19 protein-coding genes and 1 tRNA gene are annotated in these 18,357 nt (G+C 66.8%); 11 read left to right on the forward strand and 9 right to left on the reverse strand.

What is annotated here, in order from left to right; all coding sequences use genetic code 11:
• Window positions 1-197: 197 nt before the first annotated feature.
• Window positions 198-869, forward strand: a complete 672-nt coding sequence (locus F2Q65_RS10320) for a c-type cytochrome (protein WP_150093063.1) — start codon at window positions 198-200, stop codon at window positions 867-869.
• A gap of 77 nt (window positions 870-946) precedes the next feature.
• The gene (locus tag F2Q65_RS10325; protein ID WP_150093065.1) at window positions 947-1,486 is read left to right on the forward strand and encodes a DUF302 domain-containing protein; all 540 of its coding nucleotides are present in this window, start codon (window positions 947-949) and stop codon (window positions 1,484-1,486) included.
• Between the two features lie 64 nt (window positions 1,487-1,550).
• Here F2Q65_RS10325 and rhlE read toward each other — a convergent pair whose 3' ends face one another.
• Window positions 1,551-2,984, reverse strand: coding sequence for an ATP-dependent RNA helicase RhlE (gene rhlE, locus F2Q65_RS10330; RefSeq protein ID WP_150093067.1), 1,434 nt, complete (start codon window positions 2,982-2,984; stop codon window positions 1,551-1,553).
• Between the two features lie 429 nt (window positions 2,985-3,413).
• On the reverse strand, window positions 3,414-5,897 hold the full coding sequence (locus tag F2Q65_RS10335; RefSeq protein ID WP_246156135.1) for a DNA internalization-related competence protein ComEC/Rec2: 2,484 nt from the start codon (window positions 5,895-5,897) through the stop codon (window positions 3,414-3,416).
• A 198-nt stretch (window positions 5,898-6,095) separates the two neighbouring features.
• Here F2Q65_RS10335 and F2Q65_RS10340 point away from each other — a divergent pair, with 198 nt between their 5' ends.
• Window positions 6,096-6,596, forward strand: coding sequence for a DUF2062 domain-containing protein (locus tag F2Q65_RS10340; protein ID WP_246156136.1), 501 nt, complete (start codon window positions 6,096-6,098; stop codon window positions 6,594-6,596).
• On the opposite strand, the gene lolD is transcribed toward F2Q65_RS10340, so the two are convergent.
• The 3 genes from lolD to F2Q65_RS10355 form a co-directional block, all read right to left on the reverse strand.
• Window positions 6,548-7,279 (reverse strand): lipoprotein-releasing ABC transporter ATP-binding protein LolD, encoded by a 732-nt coding sequence (gene lolD / locus F2Q65_RS10345; RefSeq protein WP_150093071.1) that lies wholly within the window; start codon window positions 7,277-7,279, stop codon window positions 6,548-6,550. The two genes, F2Q65_RS10340 and lolD, sit on opposite strands and share 49 nt — an antisense overlap.
• Window positions 7,272-8,531, reverse strand: a complete 1,260-nt coding sequence (locus F2Q65_RS10350) for a lipoprotein-releasing ABC transporter permease subunit (protein WP_150093073.1) — start codon at window positions 8,529-8,531, stop codon at window positions 7,272-7,274. The genes lolD and F2Q65_RS10350 overlap by 8 nt, the downstream gene beginning before the upstream one ends.
• 86 nt (window positions 8,532-8,617) lie before the next feature.
• On the reverse strand, window positions 8,618-9,415 hold the full coding sequence (locus tag F2Q65_RS10355; protein ID WP_170265638.1) for a lytic transglycosylase domain-containing protein: 798 nt from the start codon (window positions 9,413-9,415) through the stop codon (window positions 8,618-8,620).
• A 134-nt stretch (window positions 9,416-9,549) separates the two neighbouring features.
• Between F2Q65_RS10355 and F2Q65_RS10360 the strand changes: the two genes are divergently transcribed.
• Complete coding sequence (locus F2Q65_RS10360; RefSeq protein ID WP_150093077.1) at window positions 9,550-10,485, forward strand: hypothetical protein; 936 nt, start codon at window positions 9,550-9,552, stop codon at window positions 10,483-10,485.
• 45 nt (window positions 10,486-10,530) lie between these two features.
• On the opposite strand, the gene F2Q65_RS10365 is transcribed toward F2Q65_RS10360, so the two are convergent.
• Window positions 10,531-11,190 (reverse strand): riboflavin synthase, encoded by a 660-nt coding sequence (locus F2Q65_RS10365; RefSeq protein ID WP_150093079.1) that lies wholly within the window; start codon window positions 11,188-11,190, stop codon window positions 10,531-10,533.
• Between the two features lie 19 nt (window positions 11,191-11,209).
• Complete coding sequence (gene ffh, locus F2Q65_RS10370) at window positions 11,210-12,619, reverse strand: signal recognition particle protein (protein WP_150093081.1); 1,410 nt, start codon at window positions 12,617-12,619, stop codon at window positions 11,210-11,212.
• Window positions 12,620-12,784: 165 nt separating this feature from the next.
• Between ffh and F2Q65_RS10375 the strand changes: the two genes are divergently transcribed.
• Both F2Q65_RS10375 and F2Q65_RS10380 read left to right on the forward strand, forming a co-directional pair.
• Window positions 12,785-13,603 (forward strand): cytochrome C assembly family protein, encoded by an 819-nt coding sequence (locus tag F2Q65_RS10375; protein WP_150093082.1) that lies wholly within the window; start codon window positions 12,785-12,787, stop codon window positions 13,601-13,603.
• A 137-nt stretch (window positions 13,604-13,740) separates the two neighbouring features.
• Window positions 13,741-13,816 (forward strand) — tRNA-Ala (locus F2Q65_RS10380).
• Window positions 13,817-13,847: 31 nt separating this feature from the next.
• On the opposite strand, the gene galE is transcribed toward F2Q65_RS10380, so the two are convergent.
• Entirely contained in the window at window positions 13,848-14,858 is a 1,011-nt protein-coding gene (gene galE / locus F2Q65_RS10385) for a UDP-glucose 4-epimerase GalE (protein ID WP_150093084.1), read from the reverse strand.
• Window positions 14,859-15,092: 234 nt separating this feature from the next.
• Here galE and F2Q65_RS10390 point away from each other — a divergent pair, with 234 nt between their 5' ends.
• The 5 genes from F2Q65_RS10390 (at window position 15,093) to F2Q65_RS10410 (ending at window position 17,829) form a co-directional block, all read left to right on the forward strand.
• Complete coding sequence (locus F2Q65_RS10390) at window positions 15,093-15,848, forward strand: methyltransferase domain-containing protein (protein ID WP_246156137.1); 756 nt, start codon at window positions 15,093-15,095, stop codon at window positions 15,846-15,848.
• An 11-nt stretch (window positions 15,849-15,859) separates the two neighbouring features.
• A complete protein-coding gene (locus F2Q65_RS10395) occupies window positions 15,860-16,177 on the forward strand; it encodes a hypothetical protein (RefSeq protein WP_150093088.1) in 318 nt (105 codons plus the stop codon).
• Between the two features lie 5 nt (window positions 16,178-16,182).
• Window positions 16,183-16,674 carry a transposase gene (locus F2Q65_RS10400; RefSeq protein WP_150093090.1) on the forward strand — a complete coding sequence of 164 codons (492 nt, stop codon included), beginning with the start codon at window positions 16,183-16,185 and terminating at the stop codon, window positions 16,672-16,674.
• A 173-nt stretch (window positions 16,675-16,847) separates the two neighbouring features.
• Window positions 16,848-17,387: a hypothetical protein gene (locus F2Q65_RS10405; RefSeq protein WP_150093092.1), complete on the forward strand. Its 540-nt coding sequence runs from the start codon at window positions 16,848-16,850 to the stop codon at window positions 17,385-17,387.
• A 25-nt stretch (window positions 17,388-17,412) separates the two neighbouring features.
• Window positions 17,413-17,829: an IPTL-CTERM sorting domain-containing protein gene (locus tag F2Q65_RS10410; RefSeq protein WP_150093094.1), complete on the forward strand. Its 417-nt coding sequence runs from the start codon at window positions 17,413-17,415 to the stop codon at window positions 17,827-17,829.
• A 209-nt stretch (window positions 17,830-18,038) separates the two neighbouring features.
• Here F2Q65_RS10410 and F2Q65_RS19950 read toward each other — a convergent pair whose 3' ends face one another.
• Window positions 18,039-18,290: a hypothetical protein gene (locus tag F2Q65_RS19950; protein ID WP_150093096.1), complete on the reverse strand. Its 252-nt coding sequence runs from the start codon at window positions 18,288-18,290 to the stop codon at window positions 18,039-18,041.
• Window positions 18,291-18,357: the final 67 nt, after the last annotated feature.

The following is an 18,357-nucleotide window of genomic DNA, read 5'->3' on the forward strand; positions in this document are numbered from 1 at the left end:
GCGGATAAGCGAAGCGCATCCGCCGTTGTGGCCTGTGGCGGATGCGCTTCGCTTATCCGCCCTACCGTGCATCCGTGCAGGTTATTTCTGAATCGTGCCTAACGGCTTGTCTTGATTGCCTGACCCCGATTGCCTGACCCCGATTGCCTAACCAAAGAACAGGCCCGACGCCGGGCCCAGAGAGTGGAGTGACCCCAATGACCTTGACGCGATTGTTCCTCGCCGCACTGCTTGCGGCGCCCCTCGGTCTGCATGCCGCGCCTGATGATGACGCGGCCGAGATGGAGCCGGACCTGAAGGCCGGCGAGGTGATGTTCCGGCAATGCGCGCTGTGCCACGGGCAACGTGGTCAAGGCATCCTCGGCGGCAAGTACCCGCGCATCGCCGGCATGCCCGAGTACTATCTGTTGAACGCGCTGCACGACTACCGCTCCGGCGAGCGCGGCTACGATGCCATGGTGGTGGTCGGCGCCCTGCAGACCGCGGAAGATCAGGACCTGATCAACCTCGCCGCCTATATCTCCGATATCGACATCGAGCTGGACGTGCCCGGCCCCGAGGACGGCAGCGCCCGCAGCGGCAAGCGCACCTACAAGAGCGACTGCAAGACCTGCCATGGGCGCAAGGGCGAGGGCAAGTCGCGCAAGGAGTCGCCCCCCCTGCGCGGGCAGTATCATGAATACCTGATGCGCCAGATCGCCTTGTTCAACAGCAAGGAGCGCATCCACGCGGATGACCCCGAAGACGAGACCTTCGTCGACTATGACGAGGAAGACATCCTCGACCTGATGGCCTTCATCGCCTCGCTTGACGACCAGGCGGACGACGAGGACGACGATGACGACGAGGATGACGACGACCGGGATTGAGCCTCGGGCCTCGCCCGACACGCATCCCGTCCAGCCGTCCCGTCTTTCGACACGACCTGTCTCAGGAGTCACCCCTAATGCACAAGAACACCCTTGCCGTCACCGCCGCCCTGCTGTTCACTGCCGCCCCCCTGGTGGCGACCACCCTGTTCCCGGGCCAGGCTCGCGCAGAGCCCGAACGCGCCCCCTCGGTCACCATGTACGAGATCGGCCAGACCGTGCTCAAGATGGGCCTGGCCGAGGGAGTCACGCCGGACGCCGCCATCGAGGCCATGAACTCGAAGGCGGTGGAGCTGAACATGAAGCTGGTGGGCCACCAGAACGTCGGTGCCGAGTTGCAGGCCCGCGGCATCGACTCGCCGCGGCTGGAGATCTACCAGTTCTGCCGGCCTGAAGACGCGGTGAAGATGGTGCAGTTCAACACCATCTACGCCGCCTACATGCCCTGCCGCATCGCCCTGGTGGAAGACGACGAAGGCAACTACTGGCTGGAGATGCTGAACCTGGACATGATCATCAATGCCTACGAGCTGCCACCAGAGCTACAGGCTATTGCGATCACCATCAACGGCGAGATGCTGTCCATCCTCACCGCCGGGGCCACCGGCGCCTTCTAGGGAAGCGCTGATTCATTCAGCGCCTCCCTAGTCGCAATCCCAAGTGTCCGATCAGGCTGGCCGATCAGTCTTCCCGCCGACCGCCACCGAGCAGGGCCGCCTGCTCCGGCTGGCGGTTACCCCGCCCCTGACGATGATGCGGACGCGTTTCCGCTGCTACCGGCCGGCGACGCGCCGGGGCGTGCCGTGATTTGGCGCCCGATTTGGTTGGGGATTCGGCACCTGACCTGGCGGCCGGGGCCGCCCTGCCTGAGCGCCGACCATCACCGCGGCCACGACCGGATGCAGCCGGCTCCGAGCCTCGGCCGCGGCGCCCGTTCTGGATGGGCTCCGGCTGGATGCGCGGATCCGGCTCATAGCCCGGGATCACCTGCTGCGGGATGCGTCGGTTCAGCAGCCGCTCGATGTCGCGCAGCAGCTTGTGCTCGTCCACGCACACCAGGGAGACCGCCTCACCGGCATTGCCCGCCCGACCAGTGCGGCCGATGCGGTGCACATAGTCCTCCGGCACGTTCGGCAGCTCGTAGTTGACCACATGGGGCAACTGATCGATATCCAGGCCGCGGGCGGCGATGTCCGTGGCCACCAGCACGCGGACATCGCCGCTCTTGAAGCCGCCCAGTGCCCGGGTGCGCGCGCCCTGGCTCTTGTTGCCATGGATCGCCGCGGCGCTCAGGCCGTCTTTCTGCAGCTGCTCCGCCAGACGGTTGGCACCGTGTTTGGTACGGGTGAACACCAGCACCTGACGCCAGTTTCCCGCGCCGATCATCTGGCTCAGCAATTCGCGCTTTCGCCCCTTGTCCACCGGGTGAACCACCTGGCTGACGCGCTCTGCGGCGGTATTGCGGCGCGCCACCTCGATCAGCTCCGGCCGATTCAGCAGGCGGTCTGCAAGCTGCTTGATCTCGTCGGCAAAGGTGGCGGAAAACAACAGGTTCTGGCGCCGGCCGTTGTCCGGCAGCAGGGCCAGCACCTTGCGGATGTCGTGGATGAAGCCCATGTCCAGCATGCGGTCGGCCTCGTCCAGCACCAGGATCTCGATGCGGGACAGGTCCACCGTGCGCTGGGCGGCATGATCCAGCAGGCGGCCGGGGGTGGCCACCAGCACGTCGATGCCCCGGCGCAGCTGCTCGATCTGCGGATTGATCTTGACGCCGCCGAACACCACGGCGGCCCGCAGCGGCAGGTGGCGGCCATAGACCTCCACGCTTTCCCCCACCTGCATGGCCAGTTCACGCGTCGGCGTCAGCACCAGCGCCCGCGGCGGACGCGCACCGCGGCCAGACTGGCCCTCGGGCCGGGTTTCCATCAGGCGCTGCAGCATCGGCAGCGTGAAGCCGGCGGTCTTGCCGGTGCCGGTCTGGGCGCCGGCCATGACATCGCGGCCCTGCAGGATCGGCGGGATGGCCTGTTGCTGGATCGGGGTGGGTTGGGTGTAGCCCTGCTCTTGCACGGCACGCAGAAGCTCGGCCGACAGGCCAAGAGAATCGAACGACATCAGGATGACTCCAGTGGTGCCCTGCCGCGTCACGGGGTGCACGCGGGAGTCGGTCTGGGACGTGATAAGGCAGGCTTCAAGCGGAAGGCCCAAGACCCGGCTCTGGCCCAGGCCCCGACAACGGGAACCAGCAGCAGAAGCAGAACCAGGAAACGCGGGAACAAGCGGCTCGAGTGGTTTTTCGCGGCGTGTGGCCGCTCTGGATACCGACCGACCGGGTATCCGAAAGAGGGTAGTCTACACCAACCCAGCGTTGCCGTCAGTTTTTCCTGCACACCCCAGCAAGCGCAAATTCGGACTGCAGAGACGCAGAGACCACCCACAGCCACCGCCGCTTGACAAACAACACGGTTGCTCTAGGATTGATCGAGGCTCGACAACCGGGCGCGTTCAACTTGCTGGCATACCAGGCAAATTCAATCTGGACGGTCACGGCCGATGGCGCCAGATGCGCGGCGACTGATCGCGCCAGCGCACCGGCGGCGGGATCTCGCCGCTGGCGGGCAGCACGAAGGAGACGGCGCCGGCGTCGGCGGTATTGACACTGCGGGCCCCGATGGCATCGACCCGCGCCCGGACCTCGGCGGCCGGAAAGCCGAACCGGTTGCCATAACCCGCGGAGTACAGCACCCAGTCCGGCGCGACCGCCGCCAGGAAGGGCACCGTGCTGGACGTGGCACTGCCGTGGTGGGCAGCCACCAGCAGCTGCGACCGCAGCCCCGCCCCCAGGGTATCCACCAGGTCCAGTTCCACGCCGCCGGTGATGTCCCCGGTGAGCAGGGCCGAGGCCCCGCCGGCGCTGACGATGCGCAGCACGCAGGATGCATCGTTGTCATGCCGCGGCGCGTCGCCGTCGATCGGCGCCGGATGCAGCACCTCGAAGGCGACGCCATCCCACTGCCAGCGCTGGCCCCGCAGGCAGGGCGCGGGCTCCAGATCCCCCATCGGTTTCCCCACCAGTGCTCCCGCAAGGCCCAGCCCTGTCAGTTCTTCCGGCTGGCCGCTGAGCAGGCGCCCCACCGGGATCTTGCCCGCCAGCCCCGCCAGACCGCCGGAATGATCACGGTCGCTGTGGCTGATCATCAGCAGGTCAAGACGCCGCACACCGCGTTCGCGCAGGTAGGGCAACACCACCGCAGACCCGGTCTCGAAGCCGCTGCGATAACTCGGCCCCAGGTCGAACACCAGCGCATGCCGGGCCGTGCGGACCACCACCGCCAGCCCCTGCCCGACGTCCAGCATCGTCAGCTGCGCCGCGCCGGGGGCCGGCGCAGGCGGCCTGACCAGCAACAACGGCGCCAGCAGGATCACGCCGAGCCAGCGTGCCGGCAGCCCCCGCGGGGCCAGCAGCAACAGCACGCCGGCGAACGCGGACACCCAGACCCAGGCGGCACGCCCACCCAGCGACAGCGACGCCAGCGGCCAGTCGGACACCCGGGCCAGCAGGGCATAGCCCTGCTCCAGCAGCAGCACCAGCAGGCCCAGCGGCAATCCCCAGCCGGTCAGCAGTGTGCTCAGGGTGCCCACCAGGACCACCGGCAACAACACCCCGAACAGCGGTACCGCCACCAGGTTCACCAGGGGCGCTACCAGCGAGGCGCGCCCGAACAGCAACAGCAGCAGCGGCAGCAGCCCAAGGGCCACGGCCCACTGCGCCCGCCCCCAGCGCATCACGAGCTGTTCGGCCGGCTGCTCCGACACCTGATTGGGCGGCCGTTTTGGCGGCCGTTTTGGCGGCAGGCGGCGGCCCAGGGCATAGAGCAGCACGGTGACGGCACCAAAGGACAGCCAGAAACCGTAGGACAACACGCTCGACGGATCCAGCAGCAGCACCGCCGCCAGCGCCAGCACCAGTCCGCCGGCGGGGCGCAGCGTCCGGCGGGCCACCACCGCCAGCAGCACCACGGCCAGCATCACCACCGCCCGCTGGGTGGAGATGGCGAATCCGGCCAGGGCCGCATAGCCCAGCGCCACCAGCAGTGCCGCCAGCGCCGCCGCCCGGGGTGCTGCCAGCGCCCGGCCGAGCCGCTCGGAGCGCGACCACAGCCAGCGACCCAGAAAGAACGCAAAGCCGGCGACCAGCCCCACATGCAGGCCGGAAATGGCGATCAGGTGGCTGGTGCCCGTGCGTGAGAACACCTCCCACTGCGCCGGCGTCAGGTCACCCCGCTCACCGATCACCAGCGCCTGCACCAGTGCCAGGCCGGCGGAGTCAGCGCCGTTGGCGGCGGCGGCCGCCTCCAGGCGGTCGCGCACCTGCTGCCGCCAGCGCGCCAGCCAGTCGCGACCCGGCCCCTGACCCAACAGCACCGCACCGTCGCCGGCCCGCACATGGCCGGTGGCGGCGATGCCCTGCTGGAACAGCCAGCGCTCATAGTCGAAGCCACCCGGGTTGGCGAACCCGTGCGGGGATTTCAGGCGCACCACCAGGCGCCACTGCTGACCCGCGCGCAGGTCCGGCGCGTCGCGGTACCAGTTCAGCCGCACCAGACCACGAAAGGGCACCACCGCGCCGTCCGCCGTCAGCCGCTCCACCCGGAACAGGAAGCGCACCCGATCATCGCGGCGCCCCGGTAGCCCGGCGATGCGACCTTCCGCGCTCAGCGAGCGGCCCATGTACGCCTCGGGAAACGGCTGGCACAGGACATCGCAGGCATCGGCCTGGGCCCACAGCAGGCCGAAGGCGAACGCCGCCGCCAGGGCGACGCGACGCCAGCGCAGGGCGCCCAGCAAGGCGAGCAGAAACAGCGTCACCAGCGGCCAGCGCGGCGGCAGCGTGGGCAACAGGTGCAGCAGCCCCACGCCAGCACTGAAGGCCAGGGCGATGCCGAAGAGGCCGATGGAGGGCATCCCCTGCACCCGCCGCCAGTGGGCCAGGGCGCGGCTCACCAGGCCGACCGCCCCGGCGATCATGGCGTCCGCCCGGCAGCCACGGGATGCAATTTTCCGTCTCGCCGTCGGCGCGGTGGCATATACTCGTCCCCGCGACCATCCCGCAGCGAGACCTTCGATGACGCTGGCAATGACGTGCGCAATAACGCCCGTAATGACGCTGGGATCGGCCGGGTGAAACGGTGGCTGAAAGGCATCTTGCCTGACCCGCGGCAGGTCGTGGACAACAAGTGTCTAGGCGTCTTCGGCAACCTGCTGCACGATCCCAACCTCTGGCACATCAATCGCCACTCCGCCTCCGGAGCGGTGGCCCTGGGGCTGTTCGTGATGTACCTGCCACCCATCGGGCAGATGTTCATCGCCGCGGCCGGGGCGATCCGCTTCCGCGTCAACCTGCCGATCTCGGTGTCGCTGGTCTGGATCAGCAATCCCCTCACCATCCCCCCCATGTTCTACCTGGCCTACGCCATCGGCGCCTGGATCCTGGGCCGCCCGATCCGCACCTTCGAGCCCGCCTTCTGGCTGGACTGGCACAACTGGTTCAGTGTCATGGGACCGCTCCTGCTCGGCAGCCTCATCTGCGCCACAGCCTGCGCAGCGGCCGGCTATGTGATCGTCCAGGGGCTCTGGCGCTGGAGCCTGATGCGCCAGATCCGGCTGCGGCGCAAGCGCTACGCCGCCGCTCGGGTCAGCACGCCGTCGTCCAGACGCCAGATCTGATCGGTGCGCGCGGCCAGCTCCAGGTCATGGGTCACGATGACCACGCTGGTACCCACCTCGCGGTTGAGTGCCAGCATCATCTGGTAGACGTCCTCGGCGGTGTGGCGGTCGAGGTTGCCGGTGGGCTCGTCCGCCAGCAGGCAGTCGGGCCGGGTGACCAGGGCGCGGGCAATGGCCGCCCGCTGCCGCTCGCCGCCGGAGAGCTCCGACGGCTTGTGCCGCAGCCGGTGCCCCAGGCCCACCCGCTCCAGCAGGGCGGTGGCCTCCCGGGCCGCCTGCGCCGGCGCGGCCCCGCCGATCAGCAGCGGCATGGCTACGTTCTCCAGCGCGGAGAACTCCGGCAACAGGTGATGGAACTGGTAGACGAACCCCAGCCGCCGGTTGCGCAGCAGGCCGCGGGCCTTCTCGGACAGGCGCATCGGATCCTGCCCCGACCACAGGACCGCCCCGCTGGTGGGGCGCTCCAGGCCGCCGAGACAATGCAGCAGCGTGCTCTTGCCCGAGCCGGAGGCGCCAACGATGGCCAGCCGCTGGCCGCGGCGCACGCTGAAGTCCACCCCCCGCAGCACCGATACCTCCTGCGGCCCCTGCACGAAGGTCTTCACCACCGCTCGGGCCTGCAGCACCGGCTGCAGCGCCGGCACATCGGCCGCGCCCGTCTGTTGCCTGCCGCGATCACTCATAGCGCAAGGCCTCCGCCGGGTCTGTGCGCGCCGCCCGCCAGGCCGGATACAGGGTGGCCAGCACCGAGATCAGGAAGGCGCCGCCGCCGATCAGCAGCACGTCGGCGGCACGCACGTCCGACGGCAAGGCGCTGATGTAATAGATACTCGGGTCGAGAAAATGCACATCGAAGGCACGCTCGATGGCCGCGACGATGGACTCCACGTTCCACCCCAACAGCACCCCGCCCACGACCCCCAGCAGGGTGCCGGCGAGCCCGATGGTGGTGCCCTGCACCATGAAGATGCCCATGATGCGCCCGGGCGATGCCCCCAGGGTGCGCAGTACGGCGATGTCGGAGCGCTTGTCGGTCACCACCATGACCAGCGTCGACAGAATGTTGAACGCCGCCACGGCCACGATCATGAACAGGATGATGCCCATCATGCGCTTCTCGGTGCGCAACGCGGCAAAGAAGTTCCGGTGCACCTGGGTCCAGTCCGTCACCAGGTAGGTCTCGTGCTGCTCGGAGTCCAGCGCGTAGGCGATCTCCCGGGCCACCAGCGGGGCATCGAACATGTTGCGGAGCTTGATGCGCACCCCTTCGGCATTGTCGCCGAGGCGCATCAGGGTGGCGGCATCGGCCATGCTGATGAAGCCGGCACCGCGGTCGTAATCAGCCATGCCCACCTCGAACAGGCCCACCACGTCGAACGCCTTCAGCCGCGGCATCACGCCCACCGGGGTGGCGCTCACCTGCGGCGTCACCACGGTGACCTTGTCGCCGACCCGCACCCCCAGCACCGCCGCCAGTTCCGTGCCGAGAATGATGTTGAAGCTGCCGGGGGTCAGGTCATCCACCGAGCCCAGCTGCATGTCCTGCCGCAGATCGGACACCGCGTCTTCCTGCGCCGGCACGATGCCCCGCAGCAGCGCCGCATTGGTGCGGCCGGCGTTCATCAGCATCGCCTGGATCTCGACGAACGGGGCCGCCCCCACCACCTGCGGATGCGCGCTTACCCGCTCGACCAGGCGGCTCCAGTCCGCGACACCGTCCACCGGGTCGCTCAGGGTGGCATGGGAGGCCATGCCGAGGATGCGTTCCTGGATCTCCTTGTGGAAGCCGTTCATCACCGACAGCACCACGATCAGCGCCATGATGCCGAGCATGATGCCGAGCATGGAGATCAGCGAGATGAAGGAGATGAAGTGGTTGCGCCGTTTCGCCCGCGTGTAGCGCAGGCCGACGAAGACTGAGACGGGTCGGAACATGGTGTGCAAGGGCCAATGCGGCGGGGTGTGCGACGGGATGGGTGCGGGCTTTGCGACGGGCTCTGCGACCGGATCCGGTTGCCGGCTCAGTCCGTGCGCTCGATCACGAACATCGGCCGGCGCTGCGGCCCGGCCTGGGCGGCGGCCGGGACCAGCATCCGCTCGCCGGACAAGGGACGCAGGCGCAGGGACAACCGCGACAGGTCGCCGCGCTGCAGTGACCCTCTGCCGCCGGCGCCGGCCATCGTCGGGGTCAGCGTGATGCCGGTCACCTGCCTGGCCTCCGGCGAATAGGGCTCCACGCCCTTCAGTTGCAGATAGGCCGTCAGCACGCGATGGGTGTATTGCTGGGTCTCGGCATAGGTGACGAAGCCGTTGTGACGCTCGAGCGCCCCTTCGCCGGCATTGTAGGCCATCACGGCCTTGCCGATGCCATACTGTTGCACCAGCCGCTGCAGGTGGCGCGTGCCCACGCGGACGTTGGTCTGCACGTCGAACAGTGCCTCCACCGAGCCGACACCGTAGTCCGCGGCCGTCTCCGGCATGATCTGCATCAGGCCCACTGCCCCCGCCGGCGAGACCGCATGGGCGTCGTAGTTGGATTCCGCCCGCACCACCGCGTGCACCAGGCCGCGCTCCAGACGATGCTGCTTGGCGTAGCGGGCGATGAGTTCGTCGATACGTGCGCGTGTGGGCCGGGGCCGGTCCGGCGGTTGTGGCAACGCCTGTGTACGGCTGCGCTCCACGGAGCCGGTCTCCATGGCCTGGGTCGAACCAGCGCCGCACACCATGCCCAGCAGCAGCAGAACCGGCAGCAGTACCGAAAACGGCCCCGCGGCCAGAGGCGCGACGGCGGCCGGACACTCGCGAGATGACACATTCACCACAACTGGTAACCTCATCGCAACAAGGCGCTTGCAATCCGCTACGGCCGACAACGAAAATATCGGCCACTTCCGCCCGACATCCCGCAAAAACCGAGCCCAGCCGCCGAGCCCCGGAGCCCAGTCCGCCACCCATGAGCCAGGATATCAAGAACGGGTCGCTTGCCGAGATCGACGGCCGTACCTGTATCCACTACGACGGCTACTGGATCAAGTACTACGAGCCGCCGGCGGAGAGCCTCGAGGCGAAAAAGGCCCTGATCGAGGCCCTAACCCGGCGCCTGTTCAACCACGTCGAGCACGGCATCAACATCCCCGGCATCCGCCTGGCGGAGGCGCGCACCGCCTACGAGCGCGAGACCGATCCGGACCGCAAGCGCGTCAAGGGCGCCATGCTTGCTGGTGCCCTGTTCAACCGGGCCGCGGCCATCTTCACCAAGCTGGTGGAACTGCAGGCCGACGGCGTGGAGGTGGAGCCGGACGACGCCCTGATGAAGGAGTGCGGCGGCTACCTGCTCGAGGCGCTGGAACTGGGGCATATGGTACGCCATCGCGGCGGCGACGAGGGGATCGATGAACTCTGGGGCGAGCCGTTCAAGGCCTTCAGCCAGCCCATCGCCACCTTCTACGAAAGCCGCTACATCAAGATCGCGCAGACCATGCGCGACATCGACCGCATCACCGCCACCCTGGTCACCACCTTCGAGGGCAGCACCCAGATCCCCGGGGTCGGCCCGCTGCTGAAGGAGTTCGGCAGCTCGGCCAAGCGCAAGTGCGAGACCCTGCGCACCGACCCCTGCATCTTCGAGGTCTGGCCCGCCTTTGTCGTGGCCAGCGATCGACTGCGCACCATCCAGCCGCGGTTGCCGCCGGCGCCGAGCCTGCTGCAGATCCACGAGGCCCAGGAGGGCAACCGCATCCTGCAGGCCGGCACCGAACTGGTGACGCACATCGTGCGCGCCCGCGTGCCGATGCCCAAGAGCGCGCGTGACCTGATCGACCAGTGCGACCGCTTTCGGCGCAACTACCTGGACGGCAACCCGGAGCACCTGCGCTCGGGCCCGCCCTGAGGAACCGCCGCCAGCGGCCAGCGGCCGCCGGCACCCACCAGCGTCTCAGCGCATGAAACCGTGGTGGCGCAGGAACTCCTCGGTGATCGAGCCCAGTTCCTGCTCCCCGGCATGCTCGCCCAGGATCAGGCGCTCCAGGTAGCGGGCGATCAGGTCCACCTCCAGGTTCACCCGCGTGCCGGCCCGGTAGTCGCCGATGATGGTCTGCTGCAGGGTGTGCGGGACGATGTTCAGGTCGAACACCGCACCGGACACCTGATTCACCGTCAGGCTGGTGCCGTCCACGCAGATGGAGCCCTTGTGGGCGATGTAGCGGGCCAGCTCGCCGGGGGCATGGATCTGCAGCCGCCAGGAGCGGCCGTCCTCATGCACCTCGAGCACCGTCCCCACTCCGTCCACGTGGCCGCTCACCAGATGCCCGCCCAGGGGCGTGGACAGGGTCAGTGCGGTCTCCAGATTGACCCGCCCGCCGGGGCCCAGGCCGCCCAGGGTGGTCAGTGACAGGGTCTCGCGGGACACGTCCGCAGCAAACCGCCCGCCGCCGATCTCCACCGCGGTCAGGCAGACACCGTTCACGGCAATGCTGTCGCCCAGGGCGACCTCCGCCAGGTCGAGTCCGCCGGCACGCACCGACAGGCGGACGTCACCGCCGCGGGGCTGAAGGCGTTCAATCTCGCCGACGGCCTGAATGATTCCGGTAAACATGGGCCTGCTCTCTCCGCGCCTACAACGGGAAACCGCCGCCTGGGGGCGGGAAGCCGCCCGGGCCACCCATGCCGCCACCAAGCCCCGGCGGCAGGCGTCCCTGCATCTGGCGCATCATCTTGGCCATGCCGCCGCCCTTCATCTTCTTCATCATCTTCTGCATCTGCGTGAACTGCTTCAGCAGCTTGTTCACGTCCTGCACCTGGGTGCCGGAGCCCAGCGCAATGCGCTTGCGCCGCGAGCCCTTGATGATCTGCGGGTGCGCCCGTTCCATGGGTGTCATGGAGTCGACGATGGCGATCAGCTTGGTCACCTCGCGGTCGTTCACCTGGCCCTTGACGTGATCCGGGAGCTGACCGACCCCCGGCAGCTTGTCCATCAGGCCGGCCATGCCGCCCAGTTTGTTCATCTGCTGCAACTGCTCGCGGAAGTCCGCCAGGTCGAAGCCCTTGCCCTTCTGGATCTTCTTCGCCAGCTTCTCCGCCTTCTGCCGGTCGACCTTGTCCTGCATCTCCTCGACCAGCGACACCACATCGCCCATGCCGAGGATGCGCGAGGCGACGCGATCCGGGTGGAAGGGTTCGAGCGCGCTGGTCTTCTCGCCGACACCAAGGAACTTGATCGGCTTGCCGGTGATCTCGCGGATGGACAGCGCGGCGCCGCCGCGGGCATCGCCGTCGGCCTTGGTCAGGATGACGCCGGTCAGCGGCAGCGCCTCGTGGAAGGCCTTGGCCGTCCTGGCCGCGTCCTGGCCGGTCATGCTGTCGACCACGAACAGCGTCTCCACCGGCGACAACGCCGCATGCAGCTGCTGAATCTCCTGCATCATGGCCTCGTCGATGGCCAGCCGACCGGCGGTATCGACGATGAGCACGTCCTTGAACTGCCGACGCGCGGCCTCGACCGCGCCCTGGGCGATCTCCAGCGGCGTCTGCTCCGGCGAACTGGGATGGAACGCGGCCCCGACCTCGCCGGCGACGGTACGCAGCTGCTCGATGGCCGCCGGCCGGTAGACGTCGCAACTGACCACCATGGCGCTCTTCTTCAGCCGCTCTTTCAGGAACCGCGCCAGCTTCGCCGTGCTGGTGGTCTTGCCCGAGCCCTGCAGGCCGGCCATCAGGATCACCGCCGGTGGCTGCGCGCTCAGGTCCAGGCCCTCGTTGGCCTCGCCCATCAGCGCCGTGAGCTCGTCGTTGACGATCTTGATCAGCACCTGTCCGGGGGTGAGGCTGCGGGTAACCTCGGCGCCGAGGGCCTTGGCGCGCACCCGCTCGACGAAGCCGCGCACCACCGGCAGCGCCACGTCCGCCTCCAGCAGCGCCATGCGCACCTCGCGCAGGGTCTCGCGGATGTTGTCCTCGGTCAGACGGGCCTGACCGCGCAGGCCCTTGAGCACGTCGCCGAAGCGTTCCTGAAGCGTATCGAACATCTGTTTCCTCTCGATTTCTGACATCGCGCATCGGGGATGCGCCCGGCCCGACGCCGCAATTGCTTAACCTAAATCAAAGTTGCGCGAAAGAATACCCCGACCGGACCGCGCCCGAGCGCGCGACAGACTCCCCCACAGCGGCTTTTTATGCGATTATCCTCCGCCATGAGCATCGCCCCCATCGCCATCGCCAGTATCCTCTCCTACCTGGGCAGCGCCGGCGTCATCGGCTGGCGGCTGTTTGCCCATGCCGACAGCCAACGGGGTCCTGCCCGGGGCGTGACCCTCGGGCTGGGGTTCGTCGGCCTGGCGCTGCACACCTGGCTGCTGTACGCCGCCATCTTCAGCCACGCCGGGCTGAACCTGGCCTTCTTCAACGCGCTGTCGCTGGCCTCCTGGACGGTGGTCGCGTCGCTGCTGATCTCCAGCCTGAGCAAGCCCATCGAGAACCTGGGCATCGTCATCATGCCGCTGGCCGCCATCACGGTGCTGCTGGACCTGCTCTACCCCAGCGTCAGCTTCATGGGCGAGGGCGTGAGCTGGATGCTCAAGCTGCATGTGCTGCTGTCCATGCTGGCCTACAGCCTGCTCACCCTGGCCAGCGTGCAGGCCCTGCTGCTGGCGGTGCAGGATCACTACCTGCGCAAGCGCCGGCCGAACGGCTTCATCCGCACACTGCCGCCGCTGATGACCATGGAGGCGCTGCTGTTCGAGATGATCGGCATCGGCTTCATCCTGCTGACATTGGCGCTGCTCAGCGGGTTCGCGTTCCTGGAGAACATGTTCGCGCAGCACCTGGTGCACAAGACGGTGCTGTCGGTGGTGGCCTGGATGGTCTTCGGCGGCCTGCTGCTTGGGCGCCGCATCTGGGGCTGGCGCGGACGCAAGGCCATCGCCTGGACCCTGAGCGGTTTCGCCATCCTCATCCTGGCCTATTTCGGCTCAAAGCTGGTGCTGGAACTGTTGCTGCATCGCGGCGGGTGACCACAGCGGTCACCGTTGCCGCCTGCCCCTGCTGCCCGTTACCCGCCTGCCCGTCCGACGCGCCCCGCCAGACAGCGCGAAAACCGGCACGCAAAGGCGGCAAGGCTGTTAGAATTCGCCCGTATCGGATGCTTTACGGGGCCGTAGCTCAGCTGGGAGAGCGTCGCGTTCGCAATGCGAAGGTCAGGGGTTCGATCCCCCTCGGCTCCACCATCAGGTCATCAACGACCATCCCGGACAATCCTCAGCCATACCCATCCGGATTCTGCCGCTGCCAGCGCCAGCCGTCCGCCACCATGTCGTCGATTCCCCGGCTTGCCTGCCAGCCGAGTTCGCTCCGCGCCAGCGCCGGATCGGCATAACAGCAGGCGATGTCGCCCGGTCGCCTCGGCACCACCTCGTAGGGAACGGCCCGGCCCGTCACCCGCTCGAACGCGCGCACCATCTCCAGCACGCTGTAGCCGCGACCGGTGCCCAGATTGCAGGTCAGCAGCCCCGGCCGAGCGCTCAGGCGCTGCAGCGCGGCCAGGTGGCCCTGGGCCAGGTCGACCACATGGATGTAGTCGCGCACGCCAGTGCCGTCAGGTGTGTCATAGTCATCGCCGAACACGCGCAGCCTGGGCAGCTTGCCCACCGCCACCTGGGTGATGTACGGCATCAGATTGTTTGGTATGCCGTTGGGGTCCTCGCCGATGCGTCCGCTGGCATGGGCGCCCACCGGGTTGAAATAGCGCAGCAGGGCGATGTCCCACTGCGGATCGGCCCCATGCAGGTCGCGCAGTATCTGCTCCACGAACAGCTTGGTACGCCCGTAGGGATTGGTCGCGGACAGCAGGAAATCCTCGCGAATCGGCACCGACGCCGGATCGCCATAGACCGTGGCCGACGAACTGAACACCAGTCGCTTCACTCCCGCCTCCGCCATGGCGCGGCACAGGCACAGCGTGCCGTTCACGTTGTTGTCGTAATAGTCCAGCGGCAGCGTCGTGGACTCGCCCACCGCCTTGAGGCCGGCAAAATGCACCACCGCGTCCACCGCATGGCGCTGGAACAGCGTCCGCAAGGCCGCCGTGTCGCGCACGTCCGCCTGCTCGAACTGCAGGGCCCGACCACAGATCTCCTGCACCCGGTCCAGGGCGATCAACTTGCTGTTGCACAGATTATCCACCACCACCACGTCGTGACCCGCGGACAGCAGCTCGACGGCGGTGTGGCTACCGATAAAGCCCGCGCCCCCCGTGACAAGAACCTTCATGTTGCCCCCATTGACCGCGTTGTGCCGGGTTGTGCCGGGTTGTGCCGGAGTGACCCAAGCAGTGGCTGATGGTTAAGTGTACCATTCCCCTCGCCGGCCAAAACCCGCGCCAGCCATGCTGCCGCGGCATGAGGAATCCGAAGCACCATTGGTCGACGCATCCGACCGGATCAAGCCGCCTGGGAGTAAAGCAGACTGTCCGCTGATCTGAATTACCGGCTCTACGAGCGCTCGGTGCAATGCCCCGAGGCCGAGGCCGATTTCCTGCACACAGAATTCCAGCGGCTGCGTGGACGCGCGCCGCGCACCCTGCGCGAGGACTTCTGCGGCACCGCGGCGGTCTGCCGCGAATGGGTGCGGCGCGACCCGAACAACCACGCCGTCGGCATCGACCTCGACCCCGAGGTACTGGACTGGGCGCGCGCCGAGGCCCTGGCCAGACTGGCGCCCGAGGCGGGCAACCGCGTGCGGCTGCAATGCGCCGATGTCCGCCGCTGCCAGACCCCCGGCATGGACATCGTGGCGGCCATGAACTTCAGCTACTGGGTGTTCGACCAGCGCCCGGCCCTGCGCGACTACTTCCGCCACGTGCGCGCGCAGCTCGATGCCGACGGCGTGTTCTTTCTCGATGCCTACGGCGGCTATGACGCCTTTCGCGAGCTGGTCGAAGAACGCACCATCGACGACGCCGAGGGGCGCTTCACCTACCGCTGGGAACAGGCCTCGTACAACCCCATCGACGGCGCCATGCAGTGCCACATCCATTTCGAGCTGCCGGACGGCACCCGGCTGGAGCGCGCCTTCAGCTACCGCTGGCGGCTCTGGACCCTGCCGGAACTGCGCGAATTGCTCACAGAGGCGGGCTTTCGCTGCGTCACCTGCTACTGGCAAGGCTGGACCGCCGACGGCGAGCCGGACGGCCAATTCCATCCCGCCGAACAGGCCGACGCCGACGCCGGCTGGATCTGTTACCTGAGCGCGGAGCCCTGACCCCTCATGTCGTGATCGCCCGTAACGCCGGCAACCGCGTCTACTATCGCGCCCCGCCCGCTACCGCCGGCGCGTGCGGGCATCCGTTCTGGTATGGCGCGGCCTTTCGTCTCGCCGACCCCGAGACCTGGAGGCGTCCTTCACAGCGCGCCGAATGGCTCGATCAGACCGTCTCCGGACGGGCCATTCGCCTCACGCTTGAGCGCTGGAGCGACCTGTTGATGCGCGGACATCGCGACAGCCCGATGCAGGCCCACCCCTTCGATGTGGTCCGTTGCCGTGTCTTCGACATCCAGAGCGCGCGCGCTTCAAGCGCCCACTGTGGCTGATCGTGATGGGTCAACGCCGTGGCGAACTGTCCCTGCAACAGATCCAACAGGCCTACCGCCAGCGCTTCGATCTGGAGCACTTCTTCCGCTTCAGCAAACACCACCTGCTCCTCGACCGCTTTCAAACCCCCGAGCTGACCCACGAAGAGCACTGGTGGCCGCTGGTGTGCCTGGCCTACGTCCAGTTATGGCTCGCCGCCCCGCTGGCCAGCGATCGGCCCAGACCTTGGGAGCGGGGGCGCCCCAAGCCGCTTGCCGACACCCGCCTCTCCCCGGCGCGTGTGCAGCGCGACTTCGCACACCTTATTCGCCCGATCGGCACACCGGCCCACGCGCCCAACGCGTCCTGCGGACCGGCCCGAGCCCTGCGGGACCTGTGGACAACCCATGGGCCGAGCCGTCGAGTCCGGGGGCGCTTGGCCAGCCTCCGCCCGGGCGCGGCCCACAGGTTGCCCACACTCTCGGGCCTCGCGCACACAACTCCACAGGCAAAGTAACAGGGTTTACAATGCATCCAGGATAGGGGCTCCACAGGGAGGGGAAAACCCTTTACCCACAGGAAACGTAACAGAGGCACTTTATTGACTGAGTAGTTTCAGTTCGATGGTCAATACAAACCGAAAACCTTAATTTGCTGAGCATAACAGGCATTGTGTACGAGCCAAGCGCGATGAATAAACCATATCGAACACAACCCAATTCCAACCGTTCCTCGAAGCCATCTGCATGGATGTCCCTCGCTTTGGGACTTTCGATCTCACTGATGTCATCCGCGAGTTTCGCAGCGCCATTTGGATATGCAATCGATGGTGACAGTTTGGCTCCCTCTGTCTATGAGATTGACTTTGCTGACAACAGCATCAGCGAGATCGGTACGGCGGTAACTACTGATTTGCCCCATCAGGTAGACGAGGTTGAAGCATCCTCTTTCGGGCCAGGAGGTGTCACGCTATTCGCGGTGACCGATGATAACTCGTATAAACCGGGTCATGACATTGACGATGATGTGGATGGAACGATCCTTACAGACGCGCTCTATACCATCAATACGACCACAGGCGCTGCCACATGGATTGCGGATCTTTCCAGAGCTATCGATGATCCCGGCTTGGCGTTCTGTTCTTCTGATCAGACGATGTATCTGAGCTCAACTGTCACCGGGGGGGGGGGCGCTTTATGTGCTAGACCTGAGTACGGGCGAACTGAGTGAGCGGGGGACGAACGGCATTACTGCCATGTCCGCATTGGCATGCGCTATCGACGGTACCCTCTATGGCGTGAGTCATGATACCGATAAGTTCTATACGATCAACAAGACGAACGGGACAGCTACTGAAGTTGGCGACCTAACTATACCTGTAGCCAGCCAAACTGGGTTGGGTTACATCGGGTCGAAGCTTTACCTTGTGGCTGACTGGTTTGCCGGTTCCAATAGCCCGACAATGCTTTACGAAATCAATATCGTAACTGGAGCAGCATCTTTCGTCGCTAACCTGGATGGTGGTGCCTTGCATTTGGAAAACCTTGCCTCGCCCGAAGAGGCGGCCGGTAGCCCAGTCGCTATCCCCACGCTATCCCAGTGGGCATTGATGCTCTTGATCGGCGCAATGAGCTTGATCTCGATGAGGCAGTTGAAGGGCAGGAGTTTATGATCGCGATGGTGGGGTCGCGATAATTTCAGTAGTAGCCGATCTCGGATGCAAGATATGTACGCGCGACTACGGTGAGACAACGTAGGGCGCCCAGTCGAGTAGTTCGGTCACTTTCTCCGGGGCGCGGAGGCGTCCCCAGGTCTTCACCACTTCCTGCGAAAGCTTGAAGATCAGGCCAAGGACGGTTCCGCGCATGGCACAGGTCCTGGTCAGGCGGGTGCGATGGCCGGGGGGGGGGAGGTCGACTCGATCGGGTTCGCGCTGTGCAGGTGCGCCTTCGCCTTGCCTTGGAGGATCTTGGGCAAGGCATTAGGCACGATACCCATGTTGTGAAACCAGCAGCGCTGGTGGCGCGTGTCGGGGTAGACCTGATCGAGTGCGTTCCAGAACCGCAGGGCACCATCGCCGACGGCCAGCTTGGGGCCGACCTCGAGGCCGAGTACCTTGAGATTACGCAGCACGTCGAGCCAGGACTCGGCGGACTCGACTGGCTACGACCTTGCCTTACGCCGACCTTGAACCGAGTGC

This window comes from Thiohalocapsa marina (genome assembly GCF_008632335.1).
In the GTDB taxonomy this organism is placed as follows: Bacteria; Pseudomonadota; Gammaproteobacteria; order Chromatiales; family Chromatiaceae; genus Thiohalocapsa; species Thiohalocapsa marina.